The following is an 18,548-nucleotide window of genomic DNA, read 5'->3' as shown; positions in this document are numbered from 1 at the left end:
GTCGAGCGGCATCAGAGCAGGACGCCCATGTTCGCGGGCAGGGTCTCGGCGTCGATGACGACGCGGTGCTCGGCGAAACGGAGCCCGCCGTCCGTACGGACCAGGACGTCGTCGTAGCGACCGCAGACATGAAGACGGGAAAGGTCGGTGCGGTCGGTCACGTACAAGACGAAGTACGCCGCGGCCTCGATCCGTCCGTCGCCGGTCTCCGCCGCCCGCACATTGGTCACCGTGTGCAGGGTCCGGGTCGGATTGTGGCGCAGATAGCCGTTGGTGTACGCGGCCCGCTCCTTCAGGGCGCCGAGCCCCCGGTCGGTGTACCACCACATGCCGGTCGTCGAGACGTTGTTGTGCGTGCCGACGGCGTACACGCCGCTGTCGAGGAAGGTGGCGACCCAGTCGTTGGGGCGTCTGTCGTCCATCGTCAGCGCGTAGGAGAAGTAGTGATCCTCCACCTCGGCACGCACGCCGGGCGAGGTCATGACCACTGTGGACATGGCGGCGCCGGGCCTGCCTCTCGTCGTCGGGCTGCTCACTGCTCCTCCCTCAGGTACTGCTGATAGACACGGAAGAACTCGCGCTGCGAGTACTCGTCGCGGACGTCGGCGCCCTCGCCGCCGCGGCCCGGCTCGACCCCGCGGGTGAACAGGTTGAACCGGCTGCCCTCGCCCCTCAGGCCCGCCTGGCACCGGGCGGCCGCCTCGGTGTCGTCGCAGCTGAGCTTGCCCCAGGAGCCCTGGGTGTCCGCGAGGTTCTCCAGCGCCGCCTGTCTCGTCTGCTCGTCGTCCTCGACGTCCGAGTACACGGTGATGTCGACGCGGGCGCGGTCGACGCCCAGCGGCGTGACCGTCTGGAGGTAGCCCGCCTTCATGCCGCGCGGGGTGTCCTTGGGGCCGGGCTGTACATCGAGGTTGGGGAACAGCGCCAGCACCTCCTGCCGGATCTCCGGTGGTTCGCCTCCCTCGAAGCCCTCCGGCGGGCCGCCCTGCCCCTCGGCGAGCATGCTGCTCCAGCCGACCGGCATGACGCCGTCCTTGAACTCCACGCCGCTGAACCGCTGGAGCTGGCGGGCGTACTTCGGGGGATCGAGAGGCGGAAAGACCCACTGGAGGACGGAGTGCCCCGGCGACGCCCCCCAGTTCCAGCCGCCCTCCGTGGTGCCGGCCAGCAGGTCGCGGATGCTGCGGTGGGTGAACTCGGCGTGATAGTCGTCCCTGAAGTTCTCGTGCCAGAGTTTCCAATTGCCGTGGTAGATCCAGCTGTTGCGGCCGATCGGCTCGATCCCCTGCACATACGGCGCGAGGTACTCGGCCATCTCGCCGAGGAAGTCGGTCAGCGACGGCACCGTGGGCCGCAGCGCGACGAAGACGAGGTCGTGGAAGGTGTCGCAGTGCACCGGCGTCAGGCCGTACGAGCGGCGGTCGAAGTCCGGCCCGTACCCCTCCTCGTAGGGCACCCCGATGAGGTCGCCGGTCAGGTCGAACGCCCAGGCGTGGTACATGCACTTGAGGACCTGGCCCTGGTTGCCGCACCGCTCCCCCGTCAGGACCGCGCCCCGGTGGCTACAGGCGTTGTGGAAGGCGCGGATCTCCCCGTCGCCTCCCCGCACCACGAGCACGGGCTGATCGGCTATGGAGACGTTGAAGAAATCGCCGGGCCTTCTCAGGTCGCCGGTGGTGCAGGCGTACTGCCAAGTCCGGCTGAATATCCGCTCTTTCTCCAGCGCCAGGATCTTCTCGCTGGTGTAGATTTCGCGGTCCACCACCCCCGTGGCGAGGTCGGTGCGAAAGTCCGGGCTCAACGTCATGTCGCAACCTCCGTCAGGGCACGCGGACGCCGCGTATGCCCGCATCTGATTCGCGACGATTCTGGCGACCGCGCGAGTTCTTCGTCAACGATCGGCGAACCGCCGACACCGTTGTCCGACTGGGGACTTTCCTCAGTCGGACATCCCGCTTTTCGCTCGTCATTGACAGCCGGTATGCATGACGATGACCCTCGGAACCGGCCTCGGCGTGCGCGGAGAAATTGCGGATCAGTCACCTCCGGCGGTGTGCGCACGCCGTACGCGGGTGGTCGCCGACGAGCCCGACACGACACCCAACGACCGGAGTCCGTGATGTCTCTCTTCCGGCTGGACACCAGCGTCCTCGGCACCAGATCCAGCACGATCGCGCTCGCCGACCTGGTGGAGCGGGAGTGGCGCGCCGCCCTCCCCGACTCACCCGTGGTCCGGCGGCACCTCGGTGAGGCTCCGCTGTCCTCGACCCACTGGGGCGCCGCCGTCGCCGCGCAGTTCGTACCGCCGGCGCAGCGCACCGCCGAACAGCGGGAGGCCCTGTCGCTGGCCGCGTCGCTGGTCGACGAACTCGTCGCCGCCGAGGCCTTGATCCTCGCGGCGCCGCTGTACAACTACGGCGTGTCCCAGCACCTGAAGACCTGGGTGGACCTCCTGCTGACGGATCCGCGGATGGCCGCGGGGGCTGAGTCGCCGCTGACCGGCAAGCCGGCGGTGCTGCTCACCGCCCGCGGAGGCGCCTACGGGCCGGGCACCCCGCGCGAGGGCTGGGACCACGCCATCGGCTGGATGAGCCGGATCTTCGGCGAGGTCTGGGGACTGGATCTCACCGTGGTGGAACGGGAGTTGACCCTCGTCGGGGTCGATCCCGCGCTCGAGCCGTTCAGGGAGCTGGCCGAGCGCACCCGTACCGACAGCGAGGAACGGGCGCGCAGGGCGGGCCGGAACCTCGCCCTGTGCAAGGAGACGTTCCCCGCCTGAGCCGAGCCCGCGCCCACCGCCCGGAAGGGGCCACCGCCCGGAAGGGCCCAGCGCCCGGAGAGGGCCCACCGCTCAGAGAGGGAGGACGACGTCATGCCCGCACGCACGGGGAAGCAGTACCTCGACAATCTGAAATCGCTGAACCCGGAGATATATCTCGACGGCCGCCGCATCGCCCATGTCACCGAGGAGCCGGTCTTCGCCGGGCCCCTCCGGACCATCGCGGAGCAGTACGACTTACAGCTGGACCCGCGGTACGCCGACGTCTGCACCTACGAGTCGCCCACCACGGGAGAGCGGCTCTCGCGCTCCTTCCAGCCGTGCCGCAGCAAGGACGATCTCGTCGCCAAGCGCCGCCACTTCAAGCTGCGGGCCGACCACACCTTCGGCATGATGGGCCGGTCGCCGGACTTCATGAACGCGTTCATCCTGGGATGGCTGAACAACGCCGGGACCTTCGGCGAACTCGACGAGCGGTTCGGCGTCAACGCACGCCGGTACTACGAGCACGTGCGGGACAACGACCTCTTCATGACCCACGTCCTGATCAACCCGGCGATCGACCGGTCGAAGACCTCGGCCGAGCAGGAGGACCCGTTCCTGCACCTGGGCAAGGTGCGGGAGACCGCGGAGGGGATCGTCGTCCGCGGGGCGAAGATGCTCAGCACGATGGCCCCTCTCACGGAAGAGCTCGTGGTCGTGCCCTTCGGCGGCATCGCCCCCGGAGACGACGACTACGCGGTGGTCTTCGCGCTTCCCGTCGACACACCGGGGCTGAAGTTCATCTGCCGCGAGCCGGTGGCGCCGGCGGGCCGCACGGAGTTCGACCACCCGCTCAGCAGCCGGTTCGAAGAGATGGACTGCATCGCCGTGTTCGACGACGTCCTCGTCCCCTGGGACCGGGTCGTCGTCGACGGCAGGCCCGGCAGCCGCGACCTCGTCAATCGCGTGCTCGGCAACGACCCGAGCGTCCTGGTGGTCAACGCCGCCCGGAGCCTCGCCTCGCTGGAGCTCCTCTGCGGCATCGCGACGAAGATCGCCGACGCGACCGGCATCGACAACTTCCTGCACGTACAGGAGAAGCTGGGCGATCTCATCGCCAGGCTCGACACCCTGCGGACCCTGTTCCACGGCGCCGAGGCACTGGCCTCCCCACTGCCGGACGGGACATGGGTGCCGTACATGCCCGGGATGATGGCGTTCCACATGCAGACGGCGCCGACGCACCGGCGCATGGTCGAGGTCATCCAGATCCTCGCCGCCGGCAACTTCTTCTACGCGCCCTCCGGCGGAGACTTCGCGAACGAGGAACTGCGCCCGTTCATCGACCGGTTCGTGCGTGGCCGCCCCGGGGTCTCGGCGGAGGAGCGCGTCCGGCTGTTCAAGCTCGCCTGGGACATCGCCGGTGACGGGTTCGGGCAGCGCCTCATGCAGTACGTGAACTACTACAGCGGCGACCCCGTGCGGCTGACCGCCGGGCTCTACCTCGCCGCCGACAAGACGGAGATCCACCGGGCCGTCGAGCGGGCGCTCGCGGGATCGGAACAGAGCCTCGACATCCCGCTGTCGCCCGAGCGGCTCGGGATGGAGCCGCCGCCCGCGCCGACCAAGCCGCTCACCGGGATGTACCCGGCGAAGAGCCAGCCGTCGTCGTAGCGGGGACGGTGTGCGAGTGGGGACATTCCCCACTCGCACACCGCCACCGCCTCCCGGCACCTCGGGCACCTCGGGCACCTCGGATTTCACCCCTTCGTGAAGGGTCCGGGACCGGTCCCTGCCGTAGCGTGGACGGGCACGCACGAAAGAGAGAACTCCCTTGCCTGTCCAGCAGTCCGTAGCGCCAGAGAAGACAGCGGTGCGAGTGGCCCTGTGGCGTGCCATGCACGTCCAGGTCGACGAGCCGCCCCATGTGATCGAGGACGAGATCGGCCTGCAACTGGCCGGGCCCGGTGAGAAGTGGCGGCGCCGTCCCGACATGGGCCGCAAGGCCACGAGCGGGTTCCGCGCGGGCGTCGTCGCCCGGGCGCGGTTCCTGGAGGACCTGGTCACCGAGCAGTTCGAGAGCGGCGTGCGGCAGTACGTGGTCCTCGGCGCCGGTCTGGACACCTTCCCCCAGCGCCGCCCCGAACTGGCCGCACAATTGCGGGTGTTCGAGGTCGACCAGCCCGGGCCGCAGGAATGGAAGCGGAAGCGGCTTATCGAGCTCGGCTACGGGGTTCCCGAGTGGCTTCGGATGGTGCCCGTCGACTTCGAGGCCGACGAGGACTGGTGGGAGCGTCTCACCGAGGCCGGGTTCGACCCGTCCCGGCCCGCGGTCGTGGGCAGCACCGGCGTCAGCATGTACCTCACCAAGGACGCCGTCGCGGACACCCTGGCCAAGGCGGCGAGGACCGCCCCGGGTTCCAGCTTCGCCATGACGTTCCTGCTCCCGCCCGAGGCCGTCGCGGTCCCCGGCGAGGCGCAGCGCCGCGGGCTCCGGTTCCGCAGCTACTTCACCGCAGACGAAATGCTGGCGCTGGCCCGGGAGTCCGGGTTCCGCGAGGCACGGCACATCCCGACGGCGGAGGTCACGCGGCGCTACTTCGCCGGGCGCGCCGACGGGCTCCAGCCGGAGGTCGGCGAGTCGATCCTGCTAGCGACCACCTGACACGTCGGCGCCGGACGGCTGCGACGGCTGCGACGGCTCCGCGGACTCCTCCGGCTCCGCCGGGGTGGAGGGCCGGTGCGCGGCGAAGTCCCGTTCGCGGATCAGGACGGTGGCCAGCACTCCGCCGACGAGCGCGACCAGAGCCGCGGCGAGCAGCACGTCGTTGAGTGAGTCGGCGAATCCGGCGCGTATCGCCTCGGTGAGTCTGCCGCGCAGTTCCGGCGCCGCGGCCGCGACCGCTCGGTCCTGGACTCCCCGGTGCACCGCGTCCGCGATCCCGTCGACCTGGCCGCTCAGCGCGGGCACGCCGGCGAGCCGGTGCTGGAGTGCCGCATGGAGGGACGCGGAGAAGACGGTGCCGTACCAGGCGATCCCGACCGCCATGCCGATCTGCCGGAAGGTCTGATTGGCGCCCGAGGCCATGCCGGACCGTTGCAGCGGCACCACGCCCACCGCGGTCGACGCCAGCGGCGGGTTGACCATTCCGGCACCGATGCCGGAGACGATCAGCCCGGGAACCAGGTGGGTCCAGTCGGAGCCGGGGGTCACGCCCCGCATCAGCAGCAGGCCGCCGCCGACCAGGCAGAGGCCGGGGCCGATCAGCCAGCGCACCGGGACACGGCTGGAGAGCCGGCCCGCGAACACGGCCGCCACGAACGTGAAGGCGGAGCCGGCCAGCAGCCGGACGCCGGTCACCAGGGGGCCGCCGCCCAGTCCGTTCTGAAGGTAGAAGACGAGGTAGAGGAACGCCGCGTACAGCGAGGCGTTCATGGCGACGGCCGCGACCGAGCCCCCGAGGAAGGCCGGGATCCGTAACAGCGGCAGGCTGAACATCGGCTCCCGCACGCGCCGTTCGACGACGGCGAACGCCGCGAGGCACAACGCCGCCAGGCCCAGCAGGCCCAGCACGCTCCGCTCGCCCCAGCCGCTCTCCGTCGCCGTGATGAGCGCGTAGACCAGGCTGAACAGCCCGGCGGTCAGCGTCGTCACGCCCAGCCGGTCGACCCGGCCGCCCCGTGCCGAACGGGACCCTTCGACCCGGCACAGCGAGATCACGATCGCGGCGACGCCGACCGGCACGTTCAGCAGGAAGATCCACCGCCAGCCGATGCCGCCGGTGACCACGCCGCCGAGCACCGGGCCCAGCCCGGTTGCGACGCCCGCGACGGCGCCCCACACGCCGAAGGCGACGCCGCGCTGCCGCCCCTGGAACGAGGCGGCCAGCAGCGCGAGCGAGGTGGCGGACAGGATCGCGGCGCCCGCGCCCTGCACCGCGCGGAAGAGGATCAGCGCCGGCGCGCTCTGTGCGAGACCGCAGAGCAGTGACCCGCCGGTGAACACGGCCAGCCCGGTGACGAACACCGTCCGGCGGCCGTACCTGTCGGCCAGGGAACCGGCCGTGAGCAGCAGCGCCGCCAGCGTCAGGGCGTAGGCGTCCGTCATCCACTGCACTTGGCCGAAGCCCGCGTGCAGCGAGCGCTGGATGTCCGGCAGCGCGATGACGATCACGTTGACGTCGAGCAGGAGCATGAACATGGACGCGCAGACGACCAGCAGCGTCCACCATCGGCGTTCCATCGGACGGTGCCTCCTCGGTTCGCGTTGATTACGGCGCCGTCGCTCCGGCGACGTCCAGGATCAGCCGCCTGCCGTGCAACTCCCCGCCCTCCATGCGCTGGTGGGCCTTGGCGGCGGCGTGCAGCGGCAGGGTCTCGATGTCCCGGGCCCGCAGCCGGCCCGTGGCGAGGAGCCGGTTGACGGTGACGGCCGCCTCGGCCAACTCGGCCGTCGTGGCGCGGGAGATGACGAAGCCCCGTACCGAGGCGTCCTTCATGTACAGCGGTCCCGCCGGCAGTACGGGGCGGGTCCGCGCTCCGGCGAGCAGCACGATCCGGCCCCGTGGCGCGAGGAGTTCGACCGCGGTGCCGAGGTCGTTGCGGCCCGAGGTGTCCACGTGCACGTCGATCCCCCGGGGGCACAGCGAGGCGATGCGCTCGGTGAGGCGGTCGTCCGCGTAGTCGAGCGCCTCGGCGGCCCCGAGCTCGCGGCAGTGCTCCAGGTCGTGCTTCGCGGCGGTGCCGATCACGCGTGCGCCCGCCTCGGCGGCCAGTACGACGAGTGCGCTGCCGACGTTCCCGGCGGCGCCCGCGACGAACACGGTCTCGCCCGGCCCGAGTCGGCCGTGCCGGAACAGGGCGAGCCAGGCGGTGGCCGCGGGGTGCACCACGGCGACCGCGGCGAGCGGCGGCACCCGGGCCGGCAGCCGGTAGAGCCGGCGGGCCTCCACCGACGCCTGTTCCGCGGCGGCTCCCTGGCGTCCGTCGTGGCCGAGGCTGTTGCACCACACCGCGTCTCCAGGTGTGAAGCCACGCACGCCGGCACCCGTCTCGGCGACCGTGCCGACCAGGTCGCGGCCGATCACGAACGGGAAGCTCAGCCGGGTCGGGTAGCGCCCGGACCGTACGAAGGTGTCGACGGGGTTGACCGTGGTGGCGGCGACGTCGACCAGCACTTCGCCCGCCCGCGGCCGCGGGGGCGCGGTGAGTTCGCCGTAACGTATTTCACCGGGCGGACCGAGTCGCTCTACATAGGCAGCCAGCACGCCGCCGATTGTGGCACCGGCAACCGGAATACGGGGAAGTCAGGGGAATCCGGGGAAAAGAGACTCCCGAATTCGTCAACTCACGGGCAGAGCCCGGGACTTGACGGATCCTGGGCCCTTTTGACGGACGACGGAGACTTTTGACGGACCCTCGTCGCTTCCTTTGACTGACGCCGCCGCCTCCACGAGATTCGGGGCATGAGCCGAACGAATACTCCGGTCACACCGTTATTCGAAATGCAGGCGAGTATTTCCGTCTCCGCCGCACCGGCCGACGTCTACGCGGTGGTCAGCGATCTGCCTCGCAGCGCCGAGTGGAGCCCGGAATGCAGGGGCGGCACCTGGGTTTCGGGCCGTCCGTCACAGGTCGGCGCCGTCTTCCGCGGCGAGAACGTCCGCTCGGAGGACGTCGTCTCATGGGCGCCCGTGGTGCGCGGCACCTGGCACACCGAGTCCCAGGTGATCGCCGCCGAACCCGGCCGCGTCTTCCGCTGGGCCATGCGCGACAGCACCGGCCTCGTGCAGGACAGCGTGTGGTCGTACGAGATCGAACCGGCGGAAGGCGGATGCGTTCTCGTGCACGCCTTCCGCATGGGAGCGGCGACCGAGGGGATCCGCGGCATCACCGCGGACATGGACGAGGCCGGCAAGAAGAGGTTCTTCGCCGACTGGAGCGTCAAGCTGGCCGGGGACCTCAAGGCCACGCTGGTGCGCGTCAAGTCGGCAGCCGAGAAGGCGTGACCGGAGGGGTTTGGCATGCTGCTGCAACGCTTGGGAAACCGCGGTATCCGGCTGGGCACGCTCTTCGACCGGGCGGCCGCTCGGCATCCGGCCAACGTCGTGGTCCTCGACCACGACCTGGACCTGGCACCGGGCCTCGGCCGCCGGGCGACCGTCGCTGAAATCGCGGACCTGGTCGACGACTTCGCATCCCGGCTGTGGGCCGCGGGAGTGCGGCCCGCGGACCGGGTGGTCGTCTACAAGACGAACAACTTCGACATCACGCTGCTTGCGTGTGTCGCGGCCCGGATCGGCGCGGTGCCGGTGCTGCTGTCACCGAAGCTCGACGGGAAGACCGTGGCCGAACTGGTGCGCCGGGTCGACCGGCCGTACCTGGTGACCGATCAGGCCAAGCTGGACGGTGAACTGCCCGCCGAGGTCTTCGGGTTCGCGCGCCGGGTCCTCCTCGCCGCCGGCGACCACGCCGACGCCCGGCGGCTGCACGACCTGGAATCGCTCCCGCGCGTGGCACCCGTGGCGATGCCCGCGAACCATCCGACGCTGATCACCCACACGTCCGGCACCACCGGCATCCCGAAGCTGGCCGTGCACACGGGACGGACGTTGCAGGCCCGCTACCGGCCGCAGGCCTCCGCGGCCGCCCTGGTACGCAAGCGGCGCCCGGTGGCCGTGCACGTCTCCTTCGTGCACTCCCGGCTCTTCACCGCGCTGGCGATGGCGATGCTGCGCGGGTTCCCGCTCGTCATGCTCGCGGACGACGATCCCCGGCACGTCACCGACGTCTTCGCCCGGCTGCGCCCCGGCGTGGTCGAAGCCCATCCCAATACGTTCATGAAGTGGGAGCAGCTCGCGGACGACCCGCGGCGACCGCTGGCGGACGTGAAGTACTTCAGCAGCACCTTCGACGCCATCCACCCGAGGACCGTGCAGCGGATGCTGAGCGCCTCCGGGCACCGGATGCCGGTCTTCGCCCAGCTCTACGGCCAGAGCGAGGCCGGGCCCGTCGTCGGGCGGATCTTCACCCGGCGGCGCGGCGAGGACGCCGACGGCCGCTGCGTCGGCCACGCCTTCCCCGGCATGACGGGCGTACGGGTGGTCAGCCGCGACGGGCGTCCGGTGTCGGAGTCCTCCCCCGGATACATCGAGGTCCGCACCGACGGGCGGATCCTGACGTACCTGGGCGAGGAGGAACGCTTCAACCGGCAGGAGAACGGCGGCTGGTGGCGCATGGGCGACGTGGGCTACCGCACCCGGTGGGGCTGTCTGCACCTGCTCGACCGCGAGGTCGACGTGATCCCCGGCTTCGGCAGCACGCTGGCCGCCGAGGACACCCTGCTGTCCGAACTCGACGAGCTGGCGGAGGTCATCATCGTCGCCGGCGCGGACGGCAAGCCCGTACCGGTGGTGTGCACGAGGGACGACGAGCCGCTCGACATGGCCGCGTGGGCACGAGCCGCGGCCTCGTTGCCCGTGATGGCCGAGCCGGTTCAGCGGCGCCAGTCGGAGCTCCCGCAGACGGCCACGACGAAGATCAAGAGGCTGGAGCTGGCCGAGGTCCTGAGCAGCGAAGGCCGGGGCCGATAGGGATGGCGAGGATAGTCGTCGCCGGCGGCGGCATCGGCGGGCTCGCGACCGCGCTGAGCGTCGCCCGGCAGGGCCACGACGTGGAAGTCCTCGAACGCAGCGGCACTTTCGCCGAACTCGGCGCCGGACTCCAGCTGGCCCCGAACGGGATGCACGCCCTGGAGCGCCTCGGCCTGGGCGCCGAGACACGGGCCCACGCCGTGCACGTCGACCACCTGCGGTTCATGGACGGCGTCACCGGCGAGCACGTGACGAGCGTGCCCCTCACCGAGGGCTACCGGCGCCGCTTCGGCAATCCGTACGTCGTCGTACACCGCGGCGAACTCCACGGGCTGCTGCTCGCGGCCTGCCGCGATTCGGCGCGAATCACGCTGCGCGGCGGCCGGCCGGTGACCGGATACGAGCAGGACGGCACGAGCGCGACGGCCGTCACCCACGACGGCGAACGCGTCGCCGGCGACGCCCTGATCGGCGCGGACGGCATCCACTCCGCCGTCCGCCGTCAGCTCGTCGGCGACGGGGCGCCGCTGGTGTCGGGCATCACCGTCTACCGCTCGGTCATCCCCATGGAGCTGGTGCCCGAGCACGTGCGCTGGAACGCCGTGACATGGTGGGCGGGCCCGAAGTGCCACTTCGTGCACTACGCGATCGCCGGGGGCAAGTACCTGAATCTGGCGGCCAGTCACGACGACGGGGCGACCGAGGCGCTCGCCGGGGTCCCGGTGGACAAGCCCTTCGTCCGCGGCCTCTTCACGATGCTCGACGAGACACCGCGGCGCCTTCTCGAACTGGGCGAGGGGTGGAAGGCCTGGGTGCTGGTCGACCGGGCACCGGTCGGCCGCTGGACCGACGGCCCGGTCGCCCTGCTCGGGGACGCCGCGCACCCGATGCTGCACTACGCGGCCCAGGGGGCCTGTCAGGCGCTCGAAGACGCGGTCGTGCTGGGCGACTTGCTCGCGGACGGCGACGGATCCGGGTTCGCCTCGTGCTTCGAGCGGTACAACCGGGTACGGCGCGAACGCACCGCCGCCGTACAGCGGATCTCACGGGACAGCATCGGACTGTGGCATCCGTCCGGTGCGGCGGCGGCAGCCAGGAACAGGGCGCTGTCCGGGCTCTCCGCGACCCGGCTGCACGACCACCTCGCATGGATGCACGGCGCGCGGGACTTCGCAGCCGGCGGGCCGCACCTCCTCCCGGACCCCGAGGAACACCTCACCGGCGTCCCGGAGTTCACGGACGTCACGGACGTCACGGACGTCACGGACCTCACGGACGTCACGGATCTCACGGACCGGGAAGCGGCCCGATGACCGAGCGGCGTCTTGAGGTCTGCGTCATAGGAGCCGGTCCGCGGGGGCTGTCGGTGCTGGAGCGCCTGTGCGCCAACGAACGGCACGAACGACGGTGCGCCTCACTGACCGTGCACGTCGTCGACCCGGAGGCCCCCGGCGCGGGCGCCGTCTGGCGCACCGGACAGTCCAGGTGCCTGCTGGCCAACACCGTGGCCTCGCAGATCACCGTCTACACCGACGACAGCGTCCGCATGGCGGGGCCGGTCGAACCGGGCCCCAGCCTCCACGAATGGGCCCAGGGCGTGGCGCTGTTGGGCTCGCCGGCCGACTGCGGCGAAGACGTCCTCGCGGAGGCGAGGGAGCTGGGGCCCGACTCCTACCCGACCCGGGCCCTGTACGGGCACTACCTGCGGGACGCCTTCCGTCGCGTGGTCTCCGGCGCCCCCGGTCACATACGGATCCGGGTGCACCGGTCCCGCGCCGTGGCCATGGCCGACACCCACGGTGTGCCCGGCGGCGCGCAGGGCGTGCGGCTGGAGAACCGGACCCGGCTCGACAGCCTCGACGCCGTGGTGCTGGCCCAGGGCCACCTCCCGGCAAGGCTGACGCCGCACGGGGAGCGCACGGCCAGCCTGGCCCGCATCCACCACCTCGACTACCTGCCGCCGGGCAGCCCCGCGGAGACCGACCTGAGCGGCATCGAGCCCGGCAGCCCGGTGCTGATACGCGGCCTCGGCCTCAACTTCTTCGACTACATGGCCCTGTTGACCACCGGCCGCGGAGGCGTCTTCGCCCGCGACGGTGGCCGTCCGGTGTACCGCCCGTCCGGCGACGAGCCCCGGCTCCATGCCTTCTCCCGCCGCGGAGTCCCCCACCACGCCCGCGGCGAGAACGAGAAGGGCGCATCCGGGCGGCACCGTCCGCGGCTGCTGACACCGGAGTTCCTCGACGAGCTGCGCAGGCGCGGCCGCGCGGGCGGCCACGTCCGCTTCGGCACCGACCTGTGGCCGTTCATCGCCCGGGAAGTGGAATCGGTCTACTACGGCACGCTGTTGGCCTCCCGTGGGCGGCGGGCCGAACAGGACGCCTTTACGGAGCGGTACTTGCCGCTGCGGGACCCGGCCGCGCGTGCCCGGCTGCTGGACGCCCACGGCATCGCGCCCGCCGACCGCTGGGACTGGGACCGGGTCGCCAGGCCCTGCGCCCGCGAGGAGTTCGGCGACCGCGAGGACTTCCGCACCTGGTTGCTGGAGTACCTGGCCCGCGACGTGCGGGAGGCAAGGGCCGGAAACGTCGGCGGCCCGCTGAAGGCCGCGCTCGACGTGCTGCGCGACCTGCGCAACGAGATCAGGCTCGCGGTCGACCACGGCGGCCTGGACGGCGACTCGCACCGGGACGAGCTCGACGGGTGGTACACGCCGCTCAACGCCTTCTTGTCCATCGGCCCGCCGGCGTCGCGCATCGAGGAGATGATCGCCCTGATCGAGGCGGGCGTACTCGAACTCACCGGCCCCGGCACGCGAGTTCACATCGACACCGCCGCACCGGGCTTCGTCGCCGACTCGCCCCTCGCGCCCGGACCTCCCGTGCGCTCCACCGTGCTGCTCGAAGCCCGGCTGCCCGAACCCGACCTGCGCCGTACCGCCGATCCGCTCCTGCTCCACCTGCTCCGCACCGAGCAGTGCACCGCCTACCGCATCCCGGACGCGCACGGCGGCAGCCACGAGACCGGCGGGCTCGCCGTCACCGAGCGCCCCTACCGGCTGCTCGACGCGCGAGGTGACTCGCACCCGCGCCGGTTCGCCTACGGCGTCCCCACCGAGTCCGTGCACTGGGTCACGGCCGCCGGCATCCGCCCCGGCGTGGATTCGGTGACCCTCGGCGACTCGGACGCGATCGCCCGCGCCCTCCTCGGCGTTCCGCCGGTCGTACGTGAGCCGGCCGTGCCCCATGCCGCAAGTGACACCGACGACCTGACGGGAGTGCCGATATGACGCCGTCCGACGCCGATCCGGACACGGGTCTGCTCTCGCCGGTGCGGGCAGGCACACCTGCCGAGGCCGCCACCGGAGACCGGGCGTGGCTGCAAGCCATGCTCGACGCCGAGGCGGCGCTGGCGAGGGCCCAGGCCCGTCTGGGCACCGTGCCCGAGTCGGCGGCCGCCGCCATCACCGCCGCGGCCGGGGCCGACCGCTTCGACCTTCGTCAACTCGCCGTACAGGCCCGGGAGACCGCCAACCCGGTGGTGGCTCTGGTCAAGGCGCTCACCCGGATCGTCGCCGACGAGGACCCGGAAGCGGCCGAGTATGTGCATCAGGGCTCCACCAGCCAGGACATCTTCGACACGGCCGCCATGCTCGTCTCCGCCCGCACCCTGCGCATCGTCCGCGGCGACCTGGGACGTACCGCGGAAGCGCTCGCCCGTCTCGCCGGACGGCACCGGGACACCGCGATGGCCGGCCGGACCCTGGCCCTCCAGGCCGTGCCCACTACGTTCGGGCTGAAGGCCGCGGGCTGGCGGTCGCTGGTCCTCGACGCCACCGAGCGCGTCGACCGGGTGCTGCGGGACTCGCTGCCGGTGGCGCTCGGCGGGGCGGCCGGCACTCTCGCCGGCTATCTCGAACACGCCGGTGCGGACGGCGGTTCCGACCCGGGCGCGTACGCGGACGCCCTGGCCGGCGCGTTCTCCGCGGAGACCGGCCTCGCCCGGCCGCTGCTGCCCTGGCACGCGCTGCGCACTCCGGTCGCCGACCTCGCGGCGGCGCTGTCGTTCACCGCCGGTGCGCTGGGCAAGATCGCGGTCGACGTGCAGACCCTCACCCGTACCGAGATCGCGGAGGTGACCGAACCGGGAGCGCCCGGTCGCGGCAGTTCCTCCGCCATGCCGCACAAGCGCAACCCGGTGCTCGCCACCCTGGTCCGCAGTGCGGCGCTACAAGTGCCCGCCCTGTCTGCGGCGCTGACGCAGTGCCTGTGCGCCGAGGACGAGCGGTCGGCCGGCGGCTGGCACGCGGAGTGGCAGTCGCTGCGCGAGTGCCTGCGCCTGACCGGCGGTTCGGCGCACACCGCGGCCGAACTCGCCGAAGGCCTGCGGGTGCGCCCGGAGCGCATGCGCGGAAACCTCGGGCTGACCGGGGGCCAGGTCGTCTCGGAACGGATCGCCGCTCTGCTGGGCCGCGCCCTCGGCAAGGCCGCCGCCAGGCAGCTGATGACCGAGGCCGCCGCGGTCGCGGAGCGGTCAGGCCGTCCGCTCGCCGGCGTGCTCGCAGAGGCACCGGAGCTCGAAGGCCGGTTCTCGGCCGGGGAGTTGGCGCAGCTGTGCGACCCGGCCCGGTACACGGGCGCGGCCGGACCGCTGACCGACCGGGCACTGCTGCGTTCCCACGGGGACTGATCCCCGGAACCCCGCCGCACGGCGCGTACCGGACGGGCGGGGGCGGCGCGAACCGGACAGGCGGGGGCGGCGCGAACCCGCCGGGCAGCGTGCCCGGAACACCGTCACGAGGTGCGGTCCGACAGCGGCCGCCCGAGGGCCTCGCCCACCCGGTCGGCGATGATGCGGACGCCGTCCACGGTGAGCACGGATTCCGCGTGGAACTGCACCGAGGCGAACCGGGGACCGCGCAGTGCGTACACCTCGCCCGTCACCGGGTCGCGGCTGACCTCGACCATGCCGACACCGGGACAGTCGATCTTGTCGTCGGCGCAGCGGGCGGCGAACGTGTTGTAGAAGCCGACCCGTTCCCGGACGCCGAACAGGTCGATGTCCAGCTGGAGTCCCTGGTTCGGCATCTCCTTGCGGATCACTTCGAGCCCGAGCCGGGCGCTGAGTACCTGGTGGCTGAGGCAGACCGCGATGAACGGCCGCCGTTCCGCCAGCAACCGGCCGAGCGCGGAGCGCAGATGAGCGGTCTTGGGGTGCCGGTCGTCCAGCGGGTCGCCCGGTCCGGGCCCCATGACGACCAGGTCGTAGCCCTCTGCCGTATATCGCTCGTCGAACCTCCGTACCGTCACCTCCAGCCCCAGCGAACGGAGTTGATGACCCAGCATGCCGGTGAAGGCGTCCTCGGCGTCGACGACCAGCACCCGGCGGCCGGCCGCCGGGGGCCGCCGGCCTCCCCGTTCGCCCGCGGGCGTCAGCCAGAAGCCGGCGATGCCCGTGTTGCGGCGCGCGAGCGCGGCCCGCACCTGCGGATGCTCGCCGAGGCGGGCCGGCCGCTCGGTCTGGAGCGCGGCGAGCAGCCCGGCGGCCTTGGCCCGGGTCTCGGCGACCTCGGACACCGGATCGGAGTGACGAACGAGGGTGGCGCCGACCCCGATCCGGATCCGCCCGGCCCGGTCGATGTCGGCGGTGCGGATCAGGATGGAGGAGTCCAGGGTGCGCCCGCCGCTCTCGTCGCGGCCGATGAGCGCGACGACCCCGCTGTAGTAGCCGCGGCCCACCGGCTCGTACCGGCTGATGGTCCGGCAGGCGTTCTCCAGCGGGCTGCCCGTCACGGTGGGGGCGAACATCGTCTGCCGCAGGATCTCGCGCGGGTCCAGGGCCGTGTGCCCCTCGATGAGGTATTCGGTGTGCGCCAGCCGCGCCATCTCCTTGAGGTAGGGGCCGACGACCCTGCCGCCGCCGTCGCAGACGCCGGCCATCATCTTCAGCTCCTCGTCGAGGACCATGTACAGCTCCTCGGTCTCCTTGCGGTCGTCGAGGAACTCCAGCAGGTCCGGCAGGGCGGGACCGGACGGCGGGTAGCGGTAGGTGCCGCTGATCGGATTCATCACGGCCGTGCCGCCGTGCACGCTGATGTGCCGCTCAGGGGTGGCACCGACGAACGTCCGGTCGCCGGTGTGCACGATGAACGTCCAGTACGCCCCGGTCTCCTGCTGCATCAGCCTGCGGAACAGCGACAGCGCGTGCTGCGGCGTGTAGTCGGTGATCTCCGCGACGTAGGAGCGCTTGAGGACGAAGTTGCCTCCCTCGCCCCGGCCGATCTCCTCGCTGAGGACCGTGCGCACCAGCCCGGCGTACTCGTCGTCCGAGACGTCGAAGTGCTCGCCGGTCAGCCGGGTCGGCAGGTCGGGCAGCTTCGCCAGCGCCTCCCCGCAGGGCAGCGAGGCCTGGGCGGCGACCGTCATCGCGAGCAGCGGCTCGCCGTCGTCGTTGCAGGCGAAGCCCCGCTCGGCGAGCTGCCGGTACGGCACGAACACCAGCACGTCGTGGCCCGCGCGGCCGCTCTCCGGCAGCGGTACGTCCGCCAGGGCGTCCGCCTCGCAGAACTCGCCGACGAGCACCTCCAGCACCGCGCCGCCCGTACGCTCCGGACGGTGCATCAGCGCGAACGCGGGAGGCCGCGGCGCCAGGACCTGTTCGAGCAGGTCCGCCGCGGCCGGCGTCACGGAGTCCGTCATGCGCAGACCTCCTTGACCGTGGTGACCACCGCGCAGCGCTGCGCCGCGTACCGGAGGGTCAGCCGGTGGTGTTCCTCGGAGAAGTCCGCCATCGCGTCGGCGACGAGGAACGCCTGGATGTCGTTGGTGAACGCCTCGACCGCGGTCATCAGCACACCGACGTGCCCGTAGACACCGCAGACGATGAGCTGGTCCCTGCCGGTCCGCGCCAGCCGCTCCATGAGGTCCGACCGGAAGAACGCGCTGTAGCGCCACTTGGTGAACATCCAGTCGTCCTCGGCCGGCGCCAGCTCGTCGACGATCAGACGGTCGGCGGGGGCGACCTTCATGCCCGCGCCCCAGAAGTCCTTGAGCAGGCCGCGGTCCTCGTCGGTCATTCCGCCCGGCTGGGCGGTGTAGGCGACCGGGATGCCGAGGCTCACGCAGCGCGCACGCAGCTGGGCCACGTTCCGTACGAGGGGCTCACGTAACGCCTCCGGGAACGGGCGCAGGAAGTAGCGCTGCATGTCGTGGACGAGCAGCACCGCCCGGTCCGGATCGGCCTCCCACTCCGCGGTGTTCGCGGGCAGATCGCCCGCCGTCGGCAGCAGGTAGGACTCGATGGGCGGTATGCCCGCCGCCGTCTCCTTCGCGGCCACGGCCCTCACACGCCCAGGGTGGCGCCGCCGTCGACGGTCAGGTCGTGCATGGTTATGTGCCCGGACTGCTCGGAGAGCAGGAACACCACGGCGTCCGCGACGTCCTCCGGCCGGGCCAGCTTGCCCAGCGGAATGCCGAGCTTGTACGCCTCGGGCCGGCCGTCGATCGTCGCCTTCGGCCCGTTCTCGTCCTGCCACATGGACCGGAGCATCGCCGTGTCCGTCGACCCGGGTGCGACGACGTTGCAGCGGATGCCGTGGCCGGCGACCTCCAGGGCGAGGCACTTGGTGAACATCGCGGCCGCGGCCTTCGACGCGGCGTAGGCGGCCATCTCCATGCGGGGCGTGCCCGCCGCGTTCGAGGCCACGGTGACGATCGCTCCGCGCGAGCGGGGCACCATGCGCTTCACCACCGCTCGCGACACCAGGAACACACCGGTCGTGTTGACCGCGAACGTCGCCGCCCAGTGCTCCTCCTTCTGGCTGCTGACCGGACCGAGATGCAGCACGCCGGCGGCGTTCACCAGGTAGTCCAGCGGACCGAGCGCGCGTTCCACGGCGCCCACCACGTCCTCCACGTCGGCGCCGCGCGTGACGTCGAGGGGGAACGCCTTCACGGCGGCTCCGTCGGCGGTCTCCTTCGCCACGGCCTCGGCGAGCCGGTCGGCGTCCCGGTCGACCGCTGCCACCCGTACGCCCCGCCGGCCCAGCGCGCGCACGACGGCTGCGCCGATGCCCCCCGCTGCCCCGGTGACCAGGGCGGTCCTGTCCTCCATGGTTGAGACCTCCGTTGCTGGATGTGAACGGTGAACTCCCGGTGTCTCCGGGCCTGTTGCGAGCCGGCGGCCGCGAGTGCCGC

At 71.8% G+C, this 18,548-nt stretch carries 15 protein-coding genes; 8 read left to right on the top strand and 7 right to left on the bottom strand.

Annotated elements, in window-relative coordinates; genetic code table 11:
• Positions 1-11: 11 nt before the first annotated feature.
• Both HCC61_RS15055 and HCC61_RS15050 read right to left on the bottom strand, forming a co-directional pair.
• The gene (locus HCC61_RS15055; protein ID WP_169135943.1) at positions 12-536 is read right to left on the bottom strand and encodes a nuclear transport factor 2 family protein; all 525 of its coding nucleotides are present in this window, start codon (positions 534-536) and stop codon (positions 12-14) included.
• The gene (locus HCC61_RS15050) at positions 533-1,807 is read right to left on the bottom strand and encodes an aromatic ring-hydroxylating dioxygenase subunit alpha (RefSeq protein WP_169135942.1); all 1,275 of its coding nucleotides are present in this window, start codon (positions 1,805-1,807) and stop codon (positions 533-535) included. Before HCC61_RS15050 ends, HCC61_RS15055 begins: the two co-directional genes overlap by 4 nt.
• Before the next feature lie 312 nt (positions 1,808-2,119).
• On the opposite strand from HCC61_RS15050, the gene HCC61_RS15045 reads away from it, so the two are divergent.
• The 3 genes from HCC61_RS15045 to HCC61_RS15035 all read left to right on the top strand — a co-directional run bounded on the left by HCC61_RS15045 (position 2,120) and on the right by HCC61_RS15035 (position 5,426).
• Positions 2,120-2,779, top strand: a complete 660-nt coding sequence (locus HCC61_RS15045) for an NAD(P)H-dependent oxidoreductase (RefSeq protein ID WP_169135941.1) — start codon at positions 2,120-2,122, stop codon at positions 2,777-2,779.
• Positions 2,780-2,872: 93 nt separating this feature from the next.
• Positions 2,873-4,435, top strand: coding sequence for a 4-hydroxyphenylacetate 3-hydroxylase N-terminal domain-containing protein (locus tag HCC61_RS15040; protein ID WP_169135940.1), 1,563 nt, complete (start codon positions 2,873-2,875; stop codon positions 4,433-4,435).
• Between the two features lie 160 nt (positions 4,436-4,595).
• A complete protein-coding gene (locus tag HCC61_RS15035; RefSeq protein ID WP_169135939.1) occupies positions 4,596-5,426 on the top strand; it encodes a class I SAM-dependent methyltransferase in 831 nt (276 codons plus the stop codon).
• Here HCC61_RS15035 and HCC61_RS15030 read toward each other — a convergent pair.
• Positions 5,412-7,004 (bottom strand): MFS transporter, encoded by a 1,593-nt coding sequence (locus tag HCC61_RS15030; RefSeq protein ID WP_169135938.1) that lies wholly within the window; start codon positions 7,002-7,004, stop codon positions 5,412-5,414. The genes HCC61_RS15035 and HCC61_RS15030 overlap by 15 nt on opposite strands.
• A gap of 28 nt (positions 7,005-7,032) precedes the next feature.
• A complete protein-coding gene (locus tag HCC61_RS15025; protein WP_169135937.1) occupies positions 7,033-8,028 on the bottom strand; it encodes an NADPH:quinone reductase in 996 nt (331 codons plus the stop codon).
• A gap of 237 nt (positions 8,029-8,265) precedes the next feature.
• Here HCC61_RS15025 and HCC61_RS15020 point away from each other — a divergent pair, with 237 nt between their 5' ends.
• From HCC61_RS15020 to pcaB, 5 genes are read left to right on the top strand one after another with little or no spacing between them, the layout of a single operon-like run.
• The gene (locus tag HCC61_RS15020; RefSeq protein ID WP_240968989.1) at positions 8,266-8,769 is read left to right on the top strand and encodes an SRPBCC family protein; all 504 of its coding nucleotides are present in this window, start codon (positions 8,266-8,268) and stop codon (positions 8,767-8,769) included.
• A gap of 15 nt (positions 8,770-8,784) precedes the next feature.
• The gene (locus tag HCC61_RS15015; protein ID WP_169135935.1) at positions 8,785-10,353 is read left to right on the top strand and encodes an AMP-binding protein; all 1,569 of its coding nucleotides are present in this window, start codon (positions 8,785-8,787) and stop codon (positions 10,351-10,353) included.
• 2 nt (positions 10,354-10,355) lie between these two features.
• Positions 10,356-11,666 carry an FAD-dependent monooxygenase gene (locus HCC61_RS15010; protein ID WP_169135934.1) on the top strand — a complete coding sequence of 437 codons (1,311 nt, stop codon included), beginning with the start codon at positions 10,356-10,358 and terminating at the stop codon, positions 11,664-11,666.
• Entirely contained in the window at positions 11,663-13,642 is a 1,980-nt protein-coding gene (locus HCC61_RS15005) for an FAD/NAD(P)-binding protein (protein ID WP_169135933.1), read from the top strand. The genes HCC61_RS15010 and HCC61_RS15005 overlap by 4 nt, the downstream gene beginning before the upstream one ends.
• On the top strand, positions 13,639-15,042 hold the full coding sequence (pcaB, locus tag HCC61_RS15000) for a 3-carboxy-cis,cis-muconate cycloisomerase (RefSeq protein ID WP_169135932.1): 1,404 nt from the start codon (positions 13,639-13,641) through the stop codon (positions 15,040-15,042). Before HCC61_RS15005 ends, pcaB begins: the two co-directional genes overlap by 4 nt.
• A gap of 104 nt (positions 15,043-15,146) precedes the next feature.
• Here pcaB and HCC61_RS14995 read toward each other — a convergent pair whose 3' ends face one another.
• From HCC61_RS14995 to HCC61_RS14985, 3 genes are read right to left on the bottom strand one after another with little or no spacing between them, the layout of a single operon-like run.
• Complete coding sequence (locus HCC61_RS14995) at positions 15,147-17,051, bottom strand: anthranilate synthase family protein (protein WP_169135931.1); 1,905 nt, start codon at positions 17,049-17,051, stop codon at positions 15,147-15,149.
• Positions 17,048-17,698, bottom strand: coding sequence for an isochorismatase family protein (locus HCC61_RS14990; RefSeq protein ID WP_346777205.1), 651 nt, complete (start codon positions 17,696-17,698; stop codon positions 17,048-17,050). The genes HCC61_RS14995 and HCC61_RS14990 overlap by 4 nt, the downstream gene beginning before the upstream one ends.
• Positions 17,695-18,465, bottom strand: coding sequence for a 2,3-dihydro-2,3-dihydroxybenzoate dehydrogenase (locus HCC61_RS14985; protein ID WP_169135930.1), 771 nt, complete (start codon positions 18,463-18,465; stop codon positions 17,695-17,697). Before HCC61_RS14985 ends, HCC61_RS14990 begins: the two co-directional genes overlap by 4 nt.
• Positions 18,466-18,548 lie beyond the last annotated feature (83 nt).

Origin of the sequence: Streptomyces sp. HNM0575 (assembly GCF_012726265.1) — a bacterium.
GTDB lineage: Bacteria > Actinomycetota > Actinomycetes > Streptomycetales > Streptomycetaceae > Streptomyces.
Note: the sequence above shows the minus strand (reverse complement) of the source record. Positions and strands in the feature narration are given on the sequence as shown.